This window comes from Bifidobacterium mongoliense DSM 21395 (genome assembly GCF_000741285.1).
GTDB lineage: Bacteria > Actinomycetota > Actinomycetes > Actinomycetales > Bifidobacteriaceae > Bifidobacterium > Bifidobacterium mongoliense.
Genome location: NZ_JGZE01000028.1, coordinates 22,550 through 44,276, shown reverse-complemented (window position 1 = coordinate 44,276; position 21,727 = coordinate 22,550). Strand labels below are relative to the sequence as shown.

The 21,727-nt window shown below is 64.7% G+C and carries 16 protein-coding genes, 1 tRNA gene and 1 pseudogene; 16 read left to right on the top strand and 2 right to left on the bottom strand.

The window, feature by feature from the left end; translation table 11 throughout:
* The first annotated feature begins 137 nt into the window (after positions 1-137).
* Entirely contained in the window at positions 138-2,762 is a 2,625-nt protein-coding gene (locus tag BMON_RS08440) for an excinuclease ABC subunit UvrA (RefSeq protein WP_051918036.1), read from the top strand.
* On the opposite strand, the gene msrB is transcribed toward BMON_RS08440, so the two are convergent.
* A complete protein-coding gene (gene msrB, locus BMON_RS08435; RefSeq protein ID WP_033511683.1) occupies positions 2,759-3,739 on the bottom strand; it encodes a peptide-methionine (R)-S-oxide reductase MsrB in 981 nt (326 codons plus the stop codon). The genes BMON_RS08440 and msrB overlap by 4 nt on opposite strands.
* Positions 3,740-4,013: 274 nt before the next feature.
* Between msrB and BMON_RS08430 the strand changes: the two genes are divergently transcribed.
* The 3 genes from BMON_RS08430 to BMON_RS08420 all read left to right on the top strand — a co-directional run bounded on the left by BMON_RS08430 (position 4,014) and on the right by BMON_RS08420 (position 9,341).
* On the top strand, positions 4,014-4,664 hold the full coding sequence (locus BMON_RS08430) for an alpha/beta hydrolase (protein ID WP_033511685.1): 651 nt from the start codon (positions 4,014-4,016) through the stop codon (positions 4,662-4,664).
* A 121-nt stretch (positions 4,665-4,785) separates the two neighbouring features.
* On the top strand, positions 4,786-8,673 hold the full coding sequence (locus tag BMON_RS08425) for a DEAD/DEAH box helicase (RefSeq protein WP_237745392.1): 3,888 nt from the start codon (positions 4,786-4,788) through the stop codon (positions 8,671-8,673).
* Between the two features lie 29 nt (positions 8,674-8,702).
* Entirely contained in the window at positions 8,703-9,341 is a 639-nt protein-coding gene (locus BMON_RS08420) for an NAD(P)H-dependent oxidoreductase (protein ID WP_033511687.1), read from the top strand.
* Positions 9,342-9,386: 45 nt separating this feature from the next.
* Here the strand turns inward: BMON_RS08420 and BMON_RS08415 are convergent, their stop codons facing one another.
* Positions 9,387-10,616, bottom strand: a complete 1,230-nt coding sequence (locus BMON_RS08415) for a hypothetical protein (RefSeq protein WP_152595712.1) — start codon at positions 10,614-10,616, stop codon at positions 9,387-9,389.
* A gap of 245 nt (positions 10,617-10,861) precedes the next feature.
* Between BMON_RS08415 and BMON_RS08410 the strand changes: the two genes are divergently transcribed.
* From BMON_RS08410 to BMON_RS08355, 12 genes and pseudogenes are all read left to right on the top strand, one after another.
* Positions 10,862-11,407: an NADPH-dependent FMN reductase gene (locus BMON_RS08410; RefSeq protein WP_033511887.1), complete on the top strand. Its 546-nt coding sequence runs from the start codon at positions 10,862-10,864 to the stop codon at positions 11,405-11,407.
* 161 nt (positions 11,408-11,568) lie between these two features.
* The gene (locus BMON_RS08405) at positions 11,569-12,240 is read left to right on the top strand and encodes a CE1759 family FMN reductase (RefSeq protein WP_081883018.1); all 672 of its coding nucleotides are present in this window, start codon (positions 11,569-11,571) and stop codon (positions 12,238-12,240) included.
* Between the two features lie 125 nt (positions 12,241-12,365).
* The gene (locus BMON_RS08400; RefSeq protein WP_033511689.1) at positions 12,366-13,778 is read left to right on the top strand and encodes an NAD-dependent succinate-semialdehyde dehydrogenase; all 1,413 of its coding nucleotides are present in this window, start codon (positions 12,366-12,368) and stop codon (positions 13,776-13,778) included.
* 278 nt (positions 13,779-14,056) lie between these two features.
* Positions 14,057-14,473, top strand: a complete 417-nt coding sequence (locus BMON_RS08395; protein ID WP_152595713.1) for a hypothetical protein — start codon at positions 14,057-14,059, stop codon at positions 14,471-14,473.
* A 225-nt stretch (positions 14,474-14,698) separates the two neighbouring features.
* Positions 14,699-15,424, top strand: coding sequence for an ECF transporter S component (locus tag BMON_RS08390; RefSeq protein WP_081883019.1), 726 nt, complete (start codon positions 14,699-14,701; stop codon positions 15,422-15,424).
* Positions 15,425-15,495: 71 nt separating this feature from the next.
* Positions 15,496-15,570: transfer RNA gene (locus BMON_RS08385), tRNA-Ile, on the top strand.
* Between the two features lie 126 nt (positions 15,571-15,696).
* Complete coding sequence (gene rpmE / locus BMON_RS08380) at positions 15,697-15,909, top strand: 50S ribosomal protein L31 (RefSeq protein ID WP_033511693.1); 213 nt, start codon at positions 15,697-15,699, stop codon at positions 15,907-15,909.
* Positions 15,910-16,015: 106 nt separating this feature from the next.
* Complete coding sequence (gene prfA / locus BMON_RS08375; RefSeq protein ID WP_033511694.1) at positions 16,016-17,104, top strand: peptide chain release factor 1; 1,089 nt, start codon at positions 16,016-16,018, stop codon at positions 17,102-17,104.
* Between the two features lie 13 nt (positions 17,105-17,117).
* Positions 17,118-18,017, top strand: coding sequence for a peptide chain release factor N(5)-glutamine methyltransferase (prmC, locus tag BMON_RS08370; RefSeq protein WP_033511696.1), 900 nt, complete (start codon positions 17,118-17,120; stop codon positions 18,015-18,017).
* Between the two features lie 372 nt (positions 18,018-18,389).
* On the top strand, positions 18,390-19,577 hold the full coding sequence (locus BMON_RS08365) for an ABC transporter substrate-binding protein (protein WP_033511698.1): 1,188 nt from the start codon (positions 18,390-18,392) through the stop codon (positions 19,575-19,577).
* 147 nt (positions 19,578-19,724) lie between these two features.
* Positions 19,725-20,651, top strand: a complete 927-nt coding sequence (locus tag BMON_RS08360; RefSeq protein ID WP_033511700.1) for a branched-chain amino acid ABC transporter permease — start codon at positions 19,725-19,727, stop codon at positions 20,649-20,651.
* A gap of 4 nt (positions 20,652-20,655) precedes the next feature.
* Positions 20,656-21,631, top strand: a pseudogene (locus BMON_RS08355) (branched-chain amino acid ABC transporter permease); the annotation flags it as partial.
* Between the last annotated feature and the right edge of the window lie 96 nt (positions 21,632-21,727).

Here is a 21,727-nt window from a genome sequence, read left to right as displayed (position 1 = left end):
CGTTCGCAGTCGTCGCGCACCGCGTCGGGATTCCGCCGCGGGCGCGGAGGCAGGAACGCCGCGCCGTTCCGCACAGGACGCTGATGCGCGCATCCGCCCCTTCGCGTTAGGCTGACGGTGAAGGAGCGGATCGCATCATGAATACAGACAACAACCATACCGAGCCCGTCGCCATCGAAGTGCGCGGGGCGAGGGTGCACACCCTGCGCGACGTCGACGTCGACATACCCCTGCATCGGCTGGTGGCCATCGCGGGGGTGTCGGGTTCGGGCAAGTCCTCCCTCGCGCTCGGCGTGCTCTATGCGGAGGGGTCGCGACGCTATCTGAGCGCCTTGTCGACCTATACCCGGCGCAGAATGACCCAGGCGGCGCGCACCCAGGTCGATTCGGTCAGGTTCCTGCCCCCGGCGCTCGCCCTGCGGCAGCGGCCCGGTGCGGGCGGCGTGCGTTCCACGTTCGGCACTGCGACCGAATTGCTCAACGTCCTGCGCCTCATGTTCTCCAGACTGGCTTCGCACCGCTGCCCCAACGGGCACTATCACGCGCCGACCATGGCGGTGGCGGCGGAGATGCCGATACGTTGCGATGTCTGCGGTGAGCCGATCGAGGCGCCGGGGGCCGAGATGCTCTCCTTCAACGCCGGCGGGGCATGCCCCACATGCCACGGCACCGGCATCGTGCGCACGGTCGATGACGCGAGCCTGGTGCCCGACGAGAGTCTGAGCATCGATCAGGGGGCCGTCGTGCCGTGGCGTACGTTCGGTTTCAACGTCCAGCCCGACATCGTGCGCGAATTCGGGGTGCGCACGGACGTGCCGTGGTCCGCGCTGAGCGACCATGAACGCGACATCGTGTTCAACGGGCCGGAGGAGAAGAGGCACATTACCGTCGCCTCCAGCAAGGGTGTGCATCATCTGGATTTCACCTTCCGCAACGCCAGGCTCACGGTGCTCAAGGAGCTCGAACGGGCCAACGACGAGCGACGGCTGTCGAGGGTCGACAAGTTCCTCGTCGAACATGTGTGTGGCGATTGCGGCGGCAGTCGGCTGTCGCCGCAGGCCCGGGCGCCTCGCATCGGTGACGTCGGCCTCGCACAGGTCACGGCATGGCCGTTGTCCCGCGTGCTCGAGTGGGCTCCGGGCGTCATCGGCAATCTTCCCGCGCCAATGCGCTCGATGGCCGGCGACCTCGTCGACACGCTGGAGGATATGGGCAGGCGGCTCATGCAACTGGGGCTGGGGTATCTGACCCTCGATCGATCCAACGCCTCGTTGTCCACGGGGGAACGACAGCGAGCCCAGCTGTCCCGCGCGGTGCGTAACGACACGACCGGCGTGCTGTACGTGCTCGACGAGCCGTCCACCGGCTTGCATCCGGCGAATATCGAGGGGCTGATCGGGGTGATGCGCGACCTGCTCGACTCGGGCAATTCCGTGGTGTTCGTCGATCATGACGTGCATGTGCTGCGGGCGGCCGACGACATGATCGAGCTCGGGCCGGGGGCGGGAGTCGCCGGGGGACGGGTGATCGCGCAGGGGACGATGCGGGAGATCCTCGCGAACCCCCATTCGCGGATCGCCGGATTCCTCGCCGGCCGCGAACCGGTGATCGTCAGACCGCGCCGTGCTCTGCCGGCGCAGGACGACGCCGAATCCTGGATCGCCATGACCACCGGCCCCATCCACACCGTCAGGGCACTCGATATCTCCATCCCACGGGGCCGCATGACGGCCGTGACGGGGGTGTCGGGTTCGGGTAAGACGACCATGGTGCTCGAATCCTTGGTGCCGGGACTCCAGGCGATGGCCGACGGGCATCCGTTGCCCGGGCATGTGCGCTCGCTCACGTCGCACGGGGTGGAGCGGGTGCGTCTCGTGGATTCCACGCCGATCGGCATCAACGTGAGATCCACGGTGGCGACCTATTCCGGGGTGATGGATCTGCTGCGTCGCGCCTTCGAGCGCACCGAGGAGGCCCGTGCCCGCGGGTTGACGCTATCGGCCTTTTCATACAACACCGGATCGTTACGGTGCCGCCAATGCGAGGGCACGGGGCAGATCGATCTGGATGTGCAGTTCCTTCCCGACGTGACCATCACCTGCCCGGCGTGTTCGGGCCGACGCTATCGTCCGGAGGCACAGCGTTGCCGGATCGCATTTCCCGGCCACCCGGCAGGGCTGAGCCTGCCGGATCTGCTGGCCTTGGATCTCGACGAGGTGCTCGGTCTGCTCGACCGGCAGGCCCAGGCCGATCGTGGCCCCGCGGGGCACGCCGGCACCGAGATGCCCGCCGCCACCGGGCGTCGGATTCGTAAGGCGTTGCGGTCCCTGCATGATCTGGGTCTCGGCTACCTCACGTTGGGGGAGGACACCCCTTCGTTGTCGGGAGGGGAAGCCCAGCGGCTCAAGCTCTCCAACGAGCTCGGCCGGGACCAGAGCGCCAGTCTGTTCGTGCTCGACGAACCCACCACCGGGCTGCATCCCCTTGACGTGCGCACGCTGATCGGTGTGCTGCAGCGGTTGGTGGACCGCGGAGCGACGGTGGTGTTCATCGAACACGACCTGGATATGGTCGCCAACGCCGATTACGTCATCGATATGGGCCCGGGCGGCGGCGAGGAGGGCGGTGAGGTCGTCGCCGCCGGCAGTCCCGACCGCATCGCCGCCGACGAACGCAGCGTCACCGGACGGTATCTGGCTGAATACCTGCGATCCTCGAGCGACGCCACGCCGCGGCACGGCGGTGCCATGGCCGGCGCCTAGTTGTCCAGCAGGCCCAGATATCCCCCGTAGCCTTCCTGGGCCATGCGAGCCCGCGGCACGAAGCGCAACGAGGCGGAGTTCATGCAGTACCGAAGACCGCCCCGATCGCGCGGGCCATCATCGAAGACGTGCCCCAGATGGATGGCGCTGCCGGCGGTGCGCACTTCGATGCGCGGCCGGCCGGGTAGCGAAGCGTCGCGGTGGTTGGTCAGCCGCTCGGCGGAGATCGGCTTGGTGAAGGATGGCCAACCGCAGCCCGCATCGTATTTGTCCTTCGAGAGGAACAGCGGCGTGCCGTCGACGATATCGACGTAGATCCCCTCGTCGAAGGTGCGGTCGTAGACGTTATCGAAGGGCCGCTCGGTCGCCGCCTCCTGGGTGACCGCGTACTGCTCGGGGGTCAGCGACCATATGCGTTCGATAAGACGCTGGCGTTCGGCGACGTGCGCGATCTTGTCGATGGAGATGTGGCAGTACCCACCGGGATTGCGGTCCAGATAATCCTGGTGGTAGGCCTCCGCGGGGTAGAAGTTGCGCAGTTCCTCGACGCTCACCGCGGGGCGTTGCCCGTCGCGTGCGGCAAGTTCGCGCAATGCGGTCTCGTACACGTCGCGTTGGTCGGGCCCGACGGTGAGAAGCGCCGAACGGTACTGCCGTCCGACGTCATTGCCCTGCTGGTCCACGCTGTAGGGATCGATCACGTCAAGGTACAGGAGCGTCAGCGTGCGCAGGCTGACCCGCGACGGGTCGAACGACACCTTCACGGTTTCCGCGGCGTCGGTCGCCCCCGAGCACACCTGCTCGTAGGAGGGGTTCGGCACGGTGGATTGGGCATAGCCCACTTGGGTGGATTCGACGCCGTCGACGCCTTGGAGATAGCGTTCGAGCCCCCAGAAACAGCCGCCCGCGAGATAGGCCTCGCTCCGGTCGTCGCTCGGTGAGGGGTCGTGTGGTGCGTTGGTGCTGGTATCGGTCATACTGCGAGTATCCCATCGCCGTGCATGTGGGCCAAGTCGCTTCGCTCAGGGGGGAGCGGTGCGCTCTGTCCGCGACGGTACGGCCGGGTCGCCGGGCTGTTCACGGCCGTATCGGGACCCCGGACGGACGACCGGCGGATCGGTGGGTGAGGGGTGGGTGATAGACTCGAAAGCTTGGAGAGGTCATCGAGACGCCACGGATCGTGTTCAGGGCGCCGCCGCATGCGAGCGGCAAGCAGGTTGAGATGGGCGTAGCCCGTCGCAGGAGGACGTATTGAGATTCACCAAGGTAACCAGCATCGACTCCGCGCATGACGCGGAGGACCGGTTGTTCGTGATGTTCCACGGCTACGGCAACGACGAGTATGAGATGATCCGCATCATGGCGGCCATCGACCCGGAAGCCGACTACATCTCGTTCCGCGGGGTGGTCGAACGCCCGTATCTGGGTGGGGACGCCTGGTATGGCAAGGACGACACGGACGAGGAGATACAGCGTCAGTGCTCCGCCATCGGCGATGAGGTCGTCGACATGCTCGATTCCACGGCGTTGCACAACAAACGCGTCATCCCGATCGGATTCTCGCAGGGCGGGTATCTCGCCTACCGGCTGTTCGCCGAGCATCCCGAGGTCTTCGACACCGCGGTGCTGCTGTCGCCCGCCTTCCATGATCCCAGCGACGCGGACGATCCCGACGCCCCGTCGGTCGAGGAGTCCATGGTCTTGGAGGACGTCACGGATTCCAAGCCGAAGGTCTTCCTCGGGTACGGCGATCTCGACACCGAGGTCACGCCCGAGCGTCGGCAGCGCATGCGTCACGCATTGTCCACGTTCGCCGATTTGTCCGACAAGGTCTACGAGGGCATGCGCCATGACGTGTGCGACAAGGAGTTCGCCGATATCCGGCGGTTCCTGCAGAACTGAAGCAGAACTGAAGCACTGCAGTTGATTCGGCCCGCAGTGGGTCGGGGGTCGGGCTTGGTGTGCTCGGCACATGCGATCGGCGTATATCGGTGGCCGTTGAGGCCCCGGTGCGACGGCGTTGATGAATGTTTCCCTATTGGCGGAAGGTGGCAACGCGCTGGTGGACTGGCACGCATCGGTCTATGGCTCACGCACGGGCGGAGAGAGTCGGTATGGAGCCGGTTTCGGCGCCCGGCATGACGGGTTCGCCAAGGATGACGGCGACGTCTTGTACGGACGGCAAGCCGTTATTTCGGATTACACGTTGCGGCGGCTTGCCGGATCGTCCTACATCCGTGCCCGCCAGGTCCTCAGTGGAGGCCGGATGCATGATTTTGCGTGCACCGCCGGCGAGGGCGACCATGCCGACGACCTCGTGCTGTCCGCCCGAGTCCAGGCCGCGGATCGCTTCGCCGAGGATTATGAGGTCGGGGTGAACGTCAACCCCCAGGCCGACGAGCTTTCGGACTCCCATTGCACCTGCCCGGCCTTCGGCCGCTACGGCCGCGTGTGCAAGCATGTGATCGCGCTCGTGATGGCCTACAACCAGAAGCCCGAGGACTTCACGGTGTCCGGCGTCGGCCCGCGGCGCGCCCAGGGCGCGACCACCACCCGCATGCTGCGTGAATACATGCGGCAGCGCGATACCCAGCAGCGCATCGAGGCCAAGCAGCGTCGCCTCGACCTGCTCAAGGACATCGATCGCCGCTCCCAGGACACGGATGACGCCCCGCAGACAGGAGCCGCCGGCACGGCGTCGAACCGCCGTATGCCTGCCGGCTCGGTCTCGCTGCATCTGGGGCTCGGCCACGAGGCGGAGGGGTGGAACGTCTTCCTGCGCATCGCGGTACCCCGGCAGTCGGTGTCGTATGCGATCAAGGACATCGCCGCCTTCGCGCATGCCGTGCGGTTGCAGGAATTCGTCGGGTACGGCAAGCACCTGGCCTTCGTCCATACGCGTGACGCCTTCGATCCGTTGAGCCGGCGGGTCCTGGATGTGCTCGAACGGGCCGTGTCCATACGCGACAGCGTGCTCGTGGGGCAGCGCATCGGGTTGCGCCGCGAATACGCCCGTGACTCCATGACGCTCTCCGAGGAGGAGACCGCCGAGCTGCTCACGGTCTACACCGAATCCGACCGCACCGTCGAGTACCGGCCCCGTGGGCCGTGGTCGATCGACGTGGCGCAGGTGCCGGTCGTCGACGGCGACCCCGATCTCGCCATCGCCATCGAGCCGCGCTCCGACGCCGAAGGTGGCGGCTACGTCATTCGCCATCGGGCCGGCATCGTCGATTTCGTTTCGGGGCGCGCCGGTAGTTTCGTGATCGTGCGCACCGCCGAACCTGAGGATGACGGGCACGAGGCGGGGCATGGTTCCGGTCGCGAACACCATGAGGCCGATGAGGGCATGGCGATCCACCGGTGTTCCGCCGGGTTCTACCGCCACCGCCGTCTCGCGCAGATGCTGTGCGGCGGGGCCGAGGAAGGCGAGTTGGTGCTCGCCCAGGATGACGTCGAATCGTTCTGTTCCACGATTTTGCCTTCGCTCACCCCTCGTGGGTCTGCGGATGGGTCGGTGCACGACGACGCCACGACCCCCGATGCGGCGGCCGCCCAAGTCATGACGCACGCCGCCGGGCGGGCCACGGGGCCGGATGCCGCGTCGGCTCCGGACGGCCATCCGCAGGCGTCCTCCCGACGCCTGCCCGTGAAGATCCCCGCGGCGCTCCTGGCCCGGACGAAGGAACCGTGCCGGATCGCCATCTATCTCGATCGCGACCGCGCCGATGACGGCATCACCTGTGATCCTCAGGCCCGATACGGCGACCGGAGCTTCCACGTCTTCGACGGCATCGCCCCAGACGGTGTTATGGACGGCGTGGTGCGCGACAAGGACGCCGAACGCCTGGCGGTCGAGGCCATCCGCGAATACTTCCCGATGCCCACGGGCGAGGTCGCCGTCATCCCTGAAAGCGACGATAAGGCGATCTACCGTCTGCTGACCGAAGGGCTCAAGGTCTTGCGCACTCTCGGTGAGGTCTACGCGACCCCGGCTTTCGATGGTTTGAGCGTTGCGAGCCACACGACGGTGAGGATCGGGCTGACGATGCGTTCCGGGCTCGTCGAGATCTCGCCCATCGCCGATGAGATCGATCCGTCGGAGGTTCCGGAGCTGCTGGCCAGCTATCGCAAGCGTCGGCGGTTCCACCGTCTGCACGATGGCACGTTCGTCGACACCCGCGATATCGACGTGAGTGCCCTGGATGAGGTGGGCGCCGATCTGGGCATCAAAGTCGCCACACTCGAGGACGGCCCCGTGCAGGTGCCTGCCTACGAGGCCTTCTACCTGGTCCATCAGGCCAAGGAGGGCGACACCTCGCCCGAATTCGACGCTTACCTCAACGGCCTGCGTCGGATCGACCCGGGCTCCTACCGGGTGCCCGACGAGCTTGCCGGGGTGCTGCGCCCGTATCAGGCCGACGGATTCCGGTGGCTGAGCACCGTGAGCGACCAGGGCTTCGGAGGCATTCTGGCTGACGAGATGGGGCTGGGCAAAACGGTCCAGATGCTGTCGCTGCTCGTCGACCGCCGCGACCGTTCGCGTCGCTACGGCCCCGATCTCATCGTCTGCCCGGCGTCCCTCGTATACAACTGGACCGCCGAATGCTCGAAGTTCTGCCCCGACCTCAACGTCGTCCCGGTCGCCGGTGGCAAGGCCTCACGGCGCGATGCGCTGCGCCGGGCCAAGGACGCCTACGCCCCATGCCGGGCACAGGACGGTCGCGCCGACGCCGTGTGCGCCCGGGATGCGCCCGACGTGCTCGTGACCTCCTACGACCTGCTGCGTCGTGACATCGAGGACTACCGCGGACTGGATTGCTTCTGCATGGTGCTCGACGAGGCGCAGTACATCAAGAACCATGCGACGCAGTCCTCCCGTGCGGCCCGCTCGGTCTCGGCCCTGCATCGCTTCGCCCTGACCGGCACACCGATCGAGAACCGGCTGTCCGAACTCTGGAGCATCTTCGACTTCCTCATGCCCGGGATGCTCGGCTCCTACACGCATTTCCGCAAGCGGTTCGAACTGCCGATCCTGTCGGGCGACGCCGATGCGCAGCGCAAACTGCAGGCGTTCGTCAGTCCCTTCATCCTGCGCAGGCTCAAGGCCGACGTGGTCAAGGATCTGCCCGACAAGATCGAGAACGTCATCACCGTCCAGCTCGAAGGCGAACAACGGCGCCTGTACGCGGCGCTCGAGCAACGCCTGCGCGCCTCGCTGCTCAAGCAGCACGACATGGACTTCACGACCGGCAAGATCCAGGTGCTGGCCCAGCTCACGAGGCTGCGCCAGGTCTGCTGCGACCCGAGACTGCTCTATGCGAACGCCGACGGCGCCACGACCGGAACGGACGTCCCGGGAGGTGCGGCCGCACGGGGCCGGATGCCCTCGGCCAAACTCGACGCGATCGAGGAGCTCGTCTCCACCTGTCAGGACGCCGGGCGCAAGATGCTCATCTTCTCGCAGTTCACCAGCTACCTCGACCTCATCGCGCAGCGGCTGCGCCGCGACGAGGTCCAGTACGACGTCATCACCGGCGCCACGCCCAAGCGCCGGCGCGTCGAACTGGTCGACCAGTTCAACCGCGACGACACCCCGGTCTTCCTCATCTCGCTCAAAGCCGGCAACACCGGGCTCAACCTCACCGGCGCCTGCGTGGTCGTTCACGCCGACCCGTGGTGGAACGCGGCCGCGCAGGAGCAGGCCACGGATCGCGCCCACCGCATCGGCCAGACCCAGGACGTCAACGTCTACCAGGTCGTCGCCAAGGACACGATCGAGGAACGCATCGTGAGCCTGCAGCACGAAAAGAGCGACCTCGCCTCGCGGTTCGTCGACTCCTCGGCCTCGACGAACGGCGCCTCCATTTCGAGGCTCACCAGGGACGATCTGCTCGCCCTGCTCGGGTAGGTGTCCGCAAGGCGGCGAACAATGCAGGCATGACCAATGTGCTCGCCATCACCAGCAATCCCGAATCCGATTCCATGACCAATGCGGTCGCCAGGGCCTTCCTCGACGGGGCCCGGGCGGCCGGCGCCGCGAACGACGTCCTCGATCTGCTCGACCTGTACGAGATCGGTTTCAATCCGGTCTACGGCCAGGCGGATCGCCGTCATTACCTCGGCGAGGCGCCGATGCCGGCGGATCTGGTGCCCGTGCAACGACGGCTGGAACACGCCGATGTGATCGCCCTCGTCTTCCCGATCTACTGGTACACCATGCCGGCCATGATGAAGGGGTTCTTCGACCGCGTCATCTGCCGCGGATTCGCCTATGACGCGGCCGACAGCCATCCGCTGGCACTCGCGGGCAAGACGGTCAGGGTCATCGCCCTGGCCGGAGGCTCGCAGGACTGGTATGTCTCCAGCGGGCTCGACGCGGCGTTGCGCAACCAGATCTGCGCCCAGTCTCTGGGCAAGTACTGCGGTGTGCAGGACGCCGATCTGACCTACGTGGGTGGGCTGTCCATGGGCAACGGCGATCCGGAACGCCGTCAGGCCGCCTCACGGCAGCTCGACGCCATCAGGACCATGGGTGCGGAGCTCATTCGCGGGAGGGTCGAGTCAAACGCCGACTGACCGGATTGAGCCGGGGTGCCATGACGCGGCACGCATCTCCAGTGATCAGTGGGGCGTCATCCGTCGCCGTGTCGTCAGCCGCTCCATCAACCGCCTCACCATCCAGGGGTCGGGCTTGAATTCGTGCTCGTTGTCATGCTCCCCGGCTGCGTCCATACCGCCGGTGGCTACGGGTATGCCGTCGATGACAGGCGTGGTGCCGGTTGATGCATCGTCGTCGATGATCCTCGCCTCTGCGATGGTGTCGATGACCGCCGTCATCATGCGGGCTCCGACCGGATACGGGGCGGAACACCATACCGGTTCGGCCTCGAGGACCACACCGGGGTCGTCGGGCGTGCGGAAGGCGACGAGCAAGCTGGCGCTGATGGGGCCGGCGGCCGCCGCGGCGAGTTCGGCGAGACGTTCGGCCTTGGCTCGGTACCCTGTATGGAAGGTGGTGCCTGCTACAGCGGTGTCGTCGAAGATCGTGACGATGTGATGGCTGTCCGGCGGAAGGTGCCGGCAGGATCCGCAGGAGGCCACGACCCGCCCGTGGCGTATGGTGACGGTCCACTCCTCGCTGATGCCGGCGAGATGGCCCGAGACCATGATTGTCGAATCGCCGGGTGCCGCCGACAGCGCATGGTGCAGCTCGGTGATGTCCCGCCGGGCGGCGTTGAAGCCCGACACCCTGCCGTCGCAAAGTTGCGACCATGGGCGTTCGCCGAGGCCGTCGGGGAACCGGCCCCATTGTCGCAGTTCCTCGACTTGTACTACGAGGACGGTCCGGCCGGCCAGTTCGTGCGGCAGATCGGCCATCCATCGCGGCGTCGGCGCGGTGAAGCGCCACGGTGCCAGGCCGGCGCGCCTCCGCCCGGCGTTGCACCGCACGAGCAGATCGGGGGCAATCCACAGGGCGTCCCGGTCATCGATGGGCCCCGTGCCCGACCCGCCGGTATCGCCTCTGCCGTTGCCTCTGCCGTTGCCTCTGCCTTTGCCGTTCCCGCAGGTGAGGCCCGTGACGCCGTCACGATCCCAAGGGTGGTGTCCGACCACCCGCCAAGACCCCTCCGCGCTGGTCACATGGCTTTGGCCTTCTGTTGCGCGGACTCGGCCTTCGGCCGACGCGGGTATCACCGGAACATCATGGCGGGAGGCGCTGATGGTTGCCCCTGTGGCGTTGGTCACACCGCCGCCGTCGATGGCGCCCCCGCCGGACATTGTCTCCAGCTCCTCCTCGAAAACCTCCGCCACCCATGCCAAGGGACTGATGACGTGCAAGGTTCGTGTCATAGCGGCCTGTCCCATGCGTTTCCACTGCCTTCCCGCGTTCGCCGCCCCGACGTCGCGCCCCACGGCGTTCGTCGCCCGTCACGGCCTGCGACACGACGCGCTCTCGATTATTCCCGATTATCCCACAGCCGAAAAGCCGGTGTTCGTACCTCGCCATCCCTTACTATCTTCTTGCGAGATCCCCGGGGTATTTCACGGTGCGGGCCCGGACGTACTACGACATCTATGCAGAAAAGAGCATCATCATGACCACCATTGCGGTTCTCGTCGGATCCCTGCGCAAGGAATCCTTCAACCTCGCCCTCGCCAAGGGCATCGAAAGCCTCGCTCCCGAAGGCGTCAACTTCGTTTACGCCGACATGGATCTCCCCCTCTTCAACCAGGATCTCGAGGCTGATTTCCCGGCCAAGGCGGTGGCGATCAAGCAGGTTGTCGAACAGGCCGACGGCGTGCTGTTCGTGACCCCCGAGTACGACCGCAGCTTCTCCGGCGTGATGAAGAACGCCATCGACTGGGCGTCCCGTCCGTGGGGCCAGAGCTCGTTCGCAGGCAAGCCCGCGGCCATCGTCGGGGCATCCATGGGTCCGCTTGGTACGACCCAGGCTCAGTCGCAGCTGCGTAACGTGCTGCTGTATCTCGACATGAAGGTCATGGGGCAACCCGAGGTGTACTTCAACGCCATCACCGGCTTGGACGAGCAGGGCCACGTGGTCGGGGAATCCCGCGAATTCATCAAGAGCTTCGCCGAGGCGTTCGTCGCGCACGTGCGGTCCGCGGCGTCGGCCCGGTAAGTCAACAGGAGATCGCGGCTCGGTCGGTCGCCGCGCCCCACGTGCGGTTCGTGCGATCGGCGGCGTCGGTCTGGGATCGTGGTTGGTCGCCGCGGCCGAACGCGACGGCCAACCGCAACGGGTCCGGTAGACGGGTCTGATAGAGGGAAAGAGGATGGTGTATGAGTGCGGAACGTGACCATGTACAGGGCGCGATGATGAACGAAACGGCGAACGAAGCGGCCAAGCCGTATCGCATCACCGTGGTGAGCGCCGGTGTGTCTGACCCCTCATCGACCACTCGTCTGGGTGAGGCCGTCGCCCGTCAGGCCCAGCGGTACCTGCATGGCCACGGTCACCGGGTCGAGATCGGCCAGGTGGAACTCAGGGGACTCGCCGGCGACATCGCCCGTGCTTCGGTCGGTGACGGTATATCGGCCGGCCTGCAGCGGGCCATCGACGAGGTCGCCGCCAGTGACGGCCTCGTCGCCGCGAGCCCTATCTTCAAGGCCTCCTATTCAGGTCTGTTCAAATCGTTCTGGGATGTGACCGACATCGACGTCGTGCTCGACATGCCCGTCGCGCTTACCGCCACCGGCGGTTCCGAGCGCCATGCGCTCATGCCCGATACGGATATGCGCTCCCTCTTCGCCTTCCTGCGTGCCGTACCGGTGCCGACCAGCCTCGTCGCCGCCGGCAAGGATTGGGATTCCGAGGGGTTGATTGCCCACGAGGAGCGTGCCGGGGAGGAATTGGGCGCGCTTATTCTTCTGGGCGCACGACGGGCCATGTTGGAGGCCGCGGGCGCCGGGTATCGCCACGGCGTCGGCATGGCCCACGCCTCCGGTGACTGAGACGGTGTGCCGTTGTTCCATGCTGTGATGAAAGCGAACAAAAAAATGTAAGCAACACAACAGAAATAGCGGCATATCCCACCGAATATGAACATATAATATGAATTGCCTACGAGGAGGTAGCAATGACATATCAAACAGTGAATCCCTATACCAACGAGACCGTGGTCACCTATCCGTTCGCGACCGACGCCGAGCTGGAGTCCGCGATCGCGCAGGGTCACGAACTATATGAGCGTTTCAAGACCCAACCCATCGCCGAGCGTGGCGAGCTGCTGCACAATGTCGCCGCGAAGCTGCGTGAGCAAGCCGACGAACTGGCGCGCATCTGCACGGTCGATATGGGCAAGTTGGTGGGGGAGTCCGCGGGAGAGGTCGAGCTGTGCGCCATCATCGCCGACTGGTTCGCCGATCACGGCGAGGACCTGCTCAAGCCCGAGGCCATCGAGACGATCGCCACCGGTGAGGCCGAGGTACGGCACCACGCGTTGGGGGTCGTGCTCATGGTTGAACCGTGGAACTTCCCGTACTACCAGATCATGCGCGTGTTCGCGCCGAACTTCATGGTGGGCAACCCCATGATCCTCAAGCACGCCGCCAACACACCCACGGCGGCCAAGCGGTTCTGTGAGATCGTCGCGGAGGCCGGTGTGCCGCAGGCGGCGCTGACCAATCTCTTCCTCGACTATGATCATGTCACCAAGGCCATCGCGGATCCGCGCGTGCAGGGCGTGGCCCTGACGGGTTCGGAGCGTGGCGGCCAAGCCGTCGCCGAGGCGGCCGGCAAGTATCTCAAGAAGACCACCATGGAGCTCGGCGGCATGGATCCGTTCGTCGTTCTCGGGGACGCGAACATGGACGATGTGACCGACCTCGCATGGCGTGTGCGTCTGTACAACTGCGGCCAGGTCTGCACGTCCTCCAAGCGCTTCATCGTCATGGACAACGTCTATGACGAGTTCCTGGAGAAGCTCAAGGAGAACTTCGCCAAGGTGGTACCGGGCGACCCGCTCGATCCCAAGACGACGCTGGCGCCGATGAACACCAAGCGTGCCAAGGAGAAGCTGCAAGGGCAGCTCGACGATGCGCTCGCGAATGGCGCGACGCTGGCCTACCAGTTCCCCGAGATCGATTCCGAAGGACAGTTCTTCCGTCCCGCGATCCTCACCGACATCGCCAAGGATAACCCGGCCTACAGCAAGGAGATGTTCGGGCCGATCGCCACGGTGTACCGGGTCCATTCCGAGGATGAGGCGGTGGCCCTGGCCAACGACAATCCGTACGGACTGGGCGGCATCCTCTTCTCGGGAGATCCCGACCACGGCGCCGAGGTGGCTTCACGCATCGAGACCGGCATGGTATTCGTCAACAACTTCATGGCCTCGCTGCCCGAGCTGCCCTTCGGTGGCGTCAAGCTCTCGGGCTATGGACGTGAGATGAGCCACATCGGCCAGATGGCGTTCGTCAACGAGCAGCTCATCGTCAAGGCCGCGCATCCGGATCTGACGAACCCGGCCGGCGGTCTGGTCGCGATCTGATCGTTGGCCGATAGCAACCCGATGACTTGTGGGGCCGGACGCCAATCGCGTCCGGCCCCACAAGTCATTACGGAGCCAGGTCGTTCGGTGTTCCTTCGCGGGATGGGCCGGCATGGCCGCATGAATACCGGGAGAGCGCGGTCACCGTGGCGAGTATGTCATTGTGGACATGTCACTGCGGTGAGATGCTGGTGTCGCGATGCGGGTGGTATGCGACCATGGAGATGATTGATGCACGGTGGTGCATGCACGAGGATCGAACGGAAGGGCGGTGGGTCATGGCCAATCATGAGACCAGGGGTTCCGCGCGGGTGACGGCCGCCGGAGGCAAGGCCCGGCACCGGTGGAGCCGTGAGGTCGCGGACATCGAGTTCCACGTTGATGACTTCGGCGCCAAAGCGACCGTCGTGTGGCGCAAGCGCAACGAGATGGTGATCAGGAGCGGTGCCGTGCTGCGCCGCGACATACCGCTCAATAAGAACGGTTCCATTGGTTTCGACGGGCGGTTCGGCACCCAGATACGCGCCGAGCATGAGGACGCGATCGATGACTTCACCACGACCGCCGATGTCGTGCTCAGAAGCGTGAACGAAGTCGGCTTGTTCCTGTATTACGGCCGCACCAACGGCTGGCTGGTGCTGCGCGACGGCGATGGCCGGACAATCCACGACTGGACGGTCGTCCCGGAGCGCTGAACTCCGGGCGTGGTCCGTTGCGGGGGTGGTTGGTCCATTGTCCCCTCGACTTTCTCGCGCCCTCCGCGCAATCCAATTAGGACATATCGGGGAGCGCTCGCCGATGCTACAGTGGCGTTCGGCGTCCCCGCCCGAGCCGCGCAGGTCAAGGGGCGTCCGAACCGGGTGAGTCCAGCCCCGAGGAGCATTCACTGTGTGCGGCCCAAGGGCAGGGAGCACTGCACCATGAATCCATCCATACCTTCTCCGATATCATCGTCTCCGACGTCTTCTTCAACGCCATCCGGGTCGTCGTCATCCGCACCGTCTCCTTCCTCTCCTCGCCGTTCCTTGCTTGTGCGTGATGGAGCGCGCCGGTTCCGTTGGACTCCGGCCGACATCGCCGTGGCTGCCGCCCTCGGCGTCGCGTGCGGCATGGTCTTCTGGGGGTTCAACTTCGCCTATCAGGCGATATCCCCGATCCTGGGCGCGATACTGCCCGGTATTGCCAGCGTGCTGCATGCGTTCTGGTACTTTTCGGGCCCTTTGGCGTTGCTCATCATCCGCAAGCCTGGTGCCGCGCTCTTCGTCAATCTCGTCGGCACGTTCGCCGAGATGCTCCTGGGCAACCAGTTCTCCTTCGGGTTCGTCATCGTCTCGGCACTGTTGCAGGGCGTGTTCGCCGAGATTCCCTTCGCCATCACTCGATACCGCCGCTACTCGCTGCCGTTGACGGTGGCTTCCGGCGCCCTCACCGCGTTGGAATACGGCGTCTATCTCATGTTCTTCGTTTACCAGGGTGTCGCCATCCTCAGTCCCCGAGGCGTGATCCACATGGTCAGCGAGCTGGTCGGCGGCATCCTGTTCGCCGGGGTCATGAGTTGGTTCCTGTTCCTCGCGATCGCACGCACCGGGGCGCTTGACCGGTTCGCATCGGGGCGTGCCGTCAGGCGCGTCGTGGAGGAATCCTGAGCCTTTGGTACACTGTCTCTTCGTTGACTGGTTGTTCGGTGGCCTTTGCGCCGTCGTCGACCGACCAACGTGGGGCCCTAGCTCAGTCGGTTAGAGCAAACGACTCATAATCGTTCGGTCCAGGGTTCAAGCCCCTGGGGCCCACTTGCGTGCTCGCCCGGAGCGAAGGCGCGCCATCCGTCCCGGACCGTGCCTATACTCGGGAAGGTTCCGGTTCACGTCCACCATTGGGGTGTGGCGACCCGGGTCCCCCGAATTCCATAGGAGACATCATGAAGCAGGGAATCCATCCCGATTATCATGCCGTGCAGGTCACGTGCTCATGCGGCAACACCTTCGTCACCCGTTCCACCGCCGAGGGCGATCATATGACCGTTGACGTGTGCGCGAAGTGCCACCCGTTCTACACCGGCAAGCAGAAGATTCTCGATACCGGCGGCCGTGTCGCCCGCTTCGAGCGTCGCTACGGCAAGCGGACCAAGTAGCCGTATTTCGCCAGTCTCACCGTCCTGTCCGGGCCAACGCCACGGATGGACGCGAGGCTGGCGTTTTTCGTTTCGTCTTTGAATATCAATCCAATGAAGGGCCGGCATGGCACAAGAGGAACAGTTCCCCGCAGCGCAGAGCGCGTGTGACGAGTATGCGGATCTCGAGCGGCAGATGAGTCGCCAGGAGGTTGCGTCCGATCCCAATGCCATGCGCAAGCTCGGTCGGCGCCATGCGGAGTTATCGGTGATTGTCGCTGCCTATCACCGCTATCGCCAGATAGCCGAGGATCTCGAGGCCGCGCAGGAGATGGCCGACGATGACGAGGAGTTCGCGGCGGAGGCGAAACGCCTCGAGTCCCAACTGTCAGCAGCCGAGGAGGCGCTGCGCACCGCGCTGATCCCGCGTGATCCCGATGACGCCCGCGACACCATCATGGAGATCAAGGCGGGCACGGGCGGCGACGAGGCCGCGCTGTTCGCCGGTGATTTGCTGCGCATGTACACCCGATACGCCGAGAAGCGCGGCTGGACCGTGGCGGTGCAGAGCGAGAACGGCACCGAGCTTGGCGGCATCAAGGACATCCAGATCGCCATCAGGGCCAAGGGCAATCCCGCTCCCGAAGATGGCGTCTGGGCGAGTCTGAAGTACGAGGGCGGCGTGCACCGGGTCCAGCGCATCCCCGTCACCGAATCGCAGGGGCGTATCCAGACCTCGGCGGCCGGCGTCATCGTGTTCCCCGAAGCCGATGAGGACGACGATGAGATCGACATCGATCCCAAGGATCTCAAGATTGATATCTTCATGAGTTCGGGTCCCGGTGGCCAGTCCGTGAACACCACGTATTCCGCGGTCCGCATGACCCATATCCCCACCGGCGTCGTCGTGAGCATGCAGGACGAGAAGTCGCAGATCCAGAACCGAGCCGCCGCGCTCAGGGTCCTCAAATCCCGGTTGCTCGCCATGAAGCACGAGCAGGAGGCCGCCGAGGCCGCCGATATGCGCCATTCCCAGGTGCGCTCGCTCGATCGTTCCGAGCGCATTCGCACATACAACTTCCCCGAAAACCGTATCGTGGACCATCGCACGAACTACAAGGCGTACAACCTCGACCAGGTGCTTGACGGTGATCTGCAGGCGGTCATCGACAGCGATGTTCAGGCCGACGAGGCCGAGCGGCTGTCCCGGGACTAGGAATCCGGCCGTCATGACGCTGCGCGAGACGATACGCACGGCTGCGCAGGAGCTGTCCCGGGCCGGCGTCGACACCCCCGATCACGACGCACGGGCGTTGGTCGCTGCTGCCTACGGGTTGTCGTTGTCCGGGCTTGATCGCCTGTTGATCCTACGTGAGGAACCGGCGAGCCATCCCGGGGCGGAGTCGATGCTACGGGAGTTGCTGCGGCGCCGGTGTGAGCGTGAGCCGCTCCAATACATACTCGGTCGTGCACCCTTCCGTTTCCTCGACCTGAGGGTCGGGCCCGGGGTGTTCATACCGCGGCCGGAAACCGAGACCGTGGTCCAGGTGGGCATCGACTGGCTGCGCGCCCTGCCCCATCCGCCGATCGTCGTCGATCTGTGCGCCGGCAGCGGCGCCATCGGCCTGGCCGTGGTCACCGAGATCACCGGTTCCCGGGTGTGGGCGGTGGAGGCTTCGGAGGATGCCCTCCTGTGGACCCGACGCAATCGCGACGAGGTCGCCCAGTCGCTTCCCGATATCGCCGACCGCTACCACCTCATTCAGGGTGATGCCACGAGCGCCGATACCTTGGGTGAGTTGGACGGCACCGTCGACGCCGTCATCACGAATCCGCCCTATGTCCCGCAATCCCAGCCCCCGGTCCAGCCCGAGGTACGTGACCATGACCCCGAGATGGCCCTGTACGGCGGTTCCCCCGACGGTCTGCGCATCCCTGAGGCCATCGTGGACCGGTCCGCGACGTTGTTGAAGTCCGGAGGGTTGCTGGTGATGGAGCATGACAGCGGGCAAGCACAGCCTTTGGTGGATGCCGCGCGGGCCCGCGGCTTCTCGGATGCCCGTACGCTCGAGGACCTCACCGGCCGCCCTCGCATGCTCCGGGCGGTGAAGGGGCCGGACGAGGTGTGATCGTGGGAACGGACTTCCGGTCGACGGGCATGGTGTCCGACATGACCGGTCGTTGACCACACACGTCCATAACCACAGTCCACAATGTGGACGCGCGGTGCCGCCGTGTCCACGACAATCCGGCGTGTGGCGTCAGCCGCTCTGCCCATTAGCGTCAGGGGAGGGTCGTGGCGCCTGCCCCGTCAGACCGTAGGCCGGATGTACGGCATCCGGTATTGCGCCGGGTCCCGCCGTATCGGTATAAAGAGGAACCAACACGGGTCCCCGTGAACCGATGACGACACGACCACAAGTCAAGGAGTCATGGCTCCATTTCCGTCACCGTCATCATGGGATCTACCACGTGGGAGAGAAGCAATAAGGAGAGAACGGATGAATACCAGATTCACCGCTAAGTTCGTAACCATATGTGCAGCCACAGGGTTGGCCGTTTCGCTCGCCGGGTGCTCCGGCGGTAGCCTGTCGGAGAATTCCGGATCGGATTCCGCAGCGCAGGGCAACACCATCACGCTGGGTTCGATTACCACCAATTCCGGCACCGCCGCCGCTTACGGCGAGGCCGAAGTCGCGGGCTTCAAGCTGGCGATCTCCGAGATCAACAAGGCCGGTGGCATCAACGGCAAGAAGGTCAAGCTCGAGAGCATGGACGATAAGGGCGATCCCACGGAATCGTCCAACGCGTTCAACAAGCTGTCAGGTGATGACTCGGTGCTTGCCGTGCTTGGACCCACCATCTCCGCTACGACCGCCGCGGTCGCCCCGCTGGCCGACCAGAGCAAGCTCGTCGCCATCGCGCCTGCCGCCACAGCCGATTCCATCGAATCAGGCAATTACCTCTTCCGCGCATGCTTCAAGGATTCCTACCAGGGCGAGATCGCGGCGCGCTTCGCCGCAAAGACCCTCAAGGTGAAGAAGGTCGCGGTGCTGTACGGCACCGGAGACCCCTATTCTTCGGGAACCGCGGAATCCTTCATGAAGGAGGCCAAGCAACTCGGTCTCGACGTGGTCGATCAGGAAAGCTCCTCGAGCGCCGACGACACCGAGTACTCCTCGCAGTTGCAGAAGATCCAGGCCTCGGGCGCTGAGTTCCTGTATGCGCCGTACTACTACAGCATCGCCGGTCCGTATATCATCCCGCAGGCCCGCTCAGTCGGCTTCAACGGCGTCGTGATGGGTCCCGACGGTTATGACGGTCTCAAGCTCACCGACAACGTCTCGCTGTACAACAAAGTCTACTACACCACCCACTATTCTCCCGATGACAAGGAGAACAGCAAGGTCGCCGACTTCATCAAGTCCTTCCGTTCCGAGAACAAGTCCGATCCCAACACCTTCTCGGCACTGTCCTACGACACCGTCTACATGGCCAAGCAGGCCATCGAGAAGGCCGGCAAGAACCCCACCCGTGAACAGGTGCGCAAAGCCCTCGCCGGGAGCAAGTTCGACGGCGTGACCGGTTCGTTCACCCTGGACAAGACGGGCTCGCCCAAGAAGTCCGTGATCGTCCTCGAGATGAAGGACGGCAAGCCGGTCTTCAACTCCACGGTCAAGCCTGCTTGATCCTCGCGTCAAGCGCTTCGGATATCCTCGCGACCCAACGCCTTGGCATAGGCGCTGGGTCGCGAGGATACTGTCATATATGAAACAAACGTTGTCCAGTAGGCCGTCCTTGACGACGGCCCTCGGCACATTCGGGAAGGGGGCGCGATGAACAGCCAGCTCGTGATGTTCATCAGCCAGATTTTCAACGGGCTGAAGATAGGCAGTGTGTACTCGTTGGTCGCCCTGGGGTACACCATGGTCTATGGCATCATCCGCCTGATCAACTTCGCCCACGGTGATTTCATCATGGTGGGCGCCTATGTGCTCATGCTCACCGCTCCGGCGATCATCGCCATGGGCATGCCGGCTTGGGTGGCGGTCATACCGGCCATCCTCATCTGCGTGGCCGTCGGTGTCATCGTCGAAAAGGCGGCATACAAGCCCGTGCGCGAACGCGGCAACAGCATGACCGCGCTGATCACGGCCATCGCCATGAGCCTGCTACTCGAGAACGGCGCACAGGCCGTCTTCGGCGCCGACTACAAGACCATCCCGACGGTGTTCAGCATCCCGTCGGTCAACTTCGGTGCACTACATATCAGCGGTGACACCATTCTCACCATCGTGCTGGGTCTGGTGATCATGGTCGGTCTGCAGCTCTACGTGTCCTACACCAAGCGGGGCAAGGCCATGCGCGCGGTGTCGGAGGACAAGGAGGCATCGATTCTGATGGGCGTCAACATCAATTCGACGATCACCCTCACCTTCGCAATCGGCTCCGGTTTGGCGGCCGTCGCGTCACTCATGTACGTGGCCGCCTATCCGCAGGTCTCGCCGACCATGGGTGCGATGTTGGGTCTCAAGGCCTTCGTCGCCGCTGTACTGGGAGGCATCGGTTCGATTCCCGGTGCGATGATCGGTGGTTTGACCATCGGCCTGATTGAAAGCCTGACGAAGGCTTACATCGGCACGATCACCGCCGGCATCATCACCTCGGCGTTCTCCGACGCCATTGTGTTCGGCATCCTCATCGTGGTCTTGCTGGTCAAGCCGTCGGGAATCATGGGTAAGAACGAAGGGGAGAAGGTGTGAGGCGATGAAGAAATCCATATTGTCGACCAAACAGTCCTATCTGGTGTGTGCGCTCGGCGTGCTCGCCCTGTTCCTATTGGTGATGGCGGTGTGCGAGACCGGGTTGGCCTCGCCGTACATCAAGGGCATCATGATGACGGCCTGCATCGCCGTGATCATGACCACTTCGCTCAACCTCACCATCGGCGTGCTCGGGCAGCTCACGTTGGGCTGCTGCGGGTTCCAGGCGATCGGCGCCTACACCGCCGCGTTGCTCAGCAAGCTGATCGTGGCTCAGGGCATCGCGATGAGCGATATGTCCCGCTTCCTGATCACCATCGTCGCCGGCGGCGCGATGGCCTGCATCTTCGGCGTGATCGTCGGTGTGCCCGCCCTGCGTCTGCACGGCGACTATCTCGCCATCATCACCCTGGGCTTCGGTGAGATCATCCGCGTCATCATCCAGAACCTCAAGTTCGCGGGCGGCATTGGTTTGTCCAAGGGACAGCAGGGACAGGCGCTCATCGGCATCGACCGGTTGGCGAACCTCTACGTCGTCTTCTGGATCACCGTGCTCACCGTCGCGTTCCTGTTCATGTTCGGCCGTTCGCGCTACGGTCGCGCGGTCAAGGCCATACGTGACGACGAGATCGCCGCCAGCGCCTCGGGTCTGAACACCACGTACCTCAAGGTGCTCGTCTTCGCGATCTCGGCCTTCTTCGCCGGCGTCGCCGGCGGCATCTTCGCCCAGTACATCGGCTCGCTCAACCCGGCCATGGCGGGTTGGCTCAACTCGATCAACTACGTCATCATGGTCGTCTTCGGCGGTATGGGCTCCATCACGGGCTCCATCGTCTCGGCGATCGGCCTGACGATCCTGCCCGAGCTGCTGCGAGCCTTCTCGGATTACCGCATGCTGGTCTACTCCGTGGCGCTCGTGCTGGTCATGATATTCAGACCGCAGGGGATCTTCGGTTCCTGGGAGTTCTCACTGTCCAAGTTCATCAATCACCTCTTCTACCGCGGGAATGGACCCAAGCGTGGACGTGCTGCCGTGGCCGTCGAGGGAACCGCGAGTACTGATGGTGTTGCAAGCA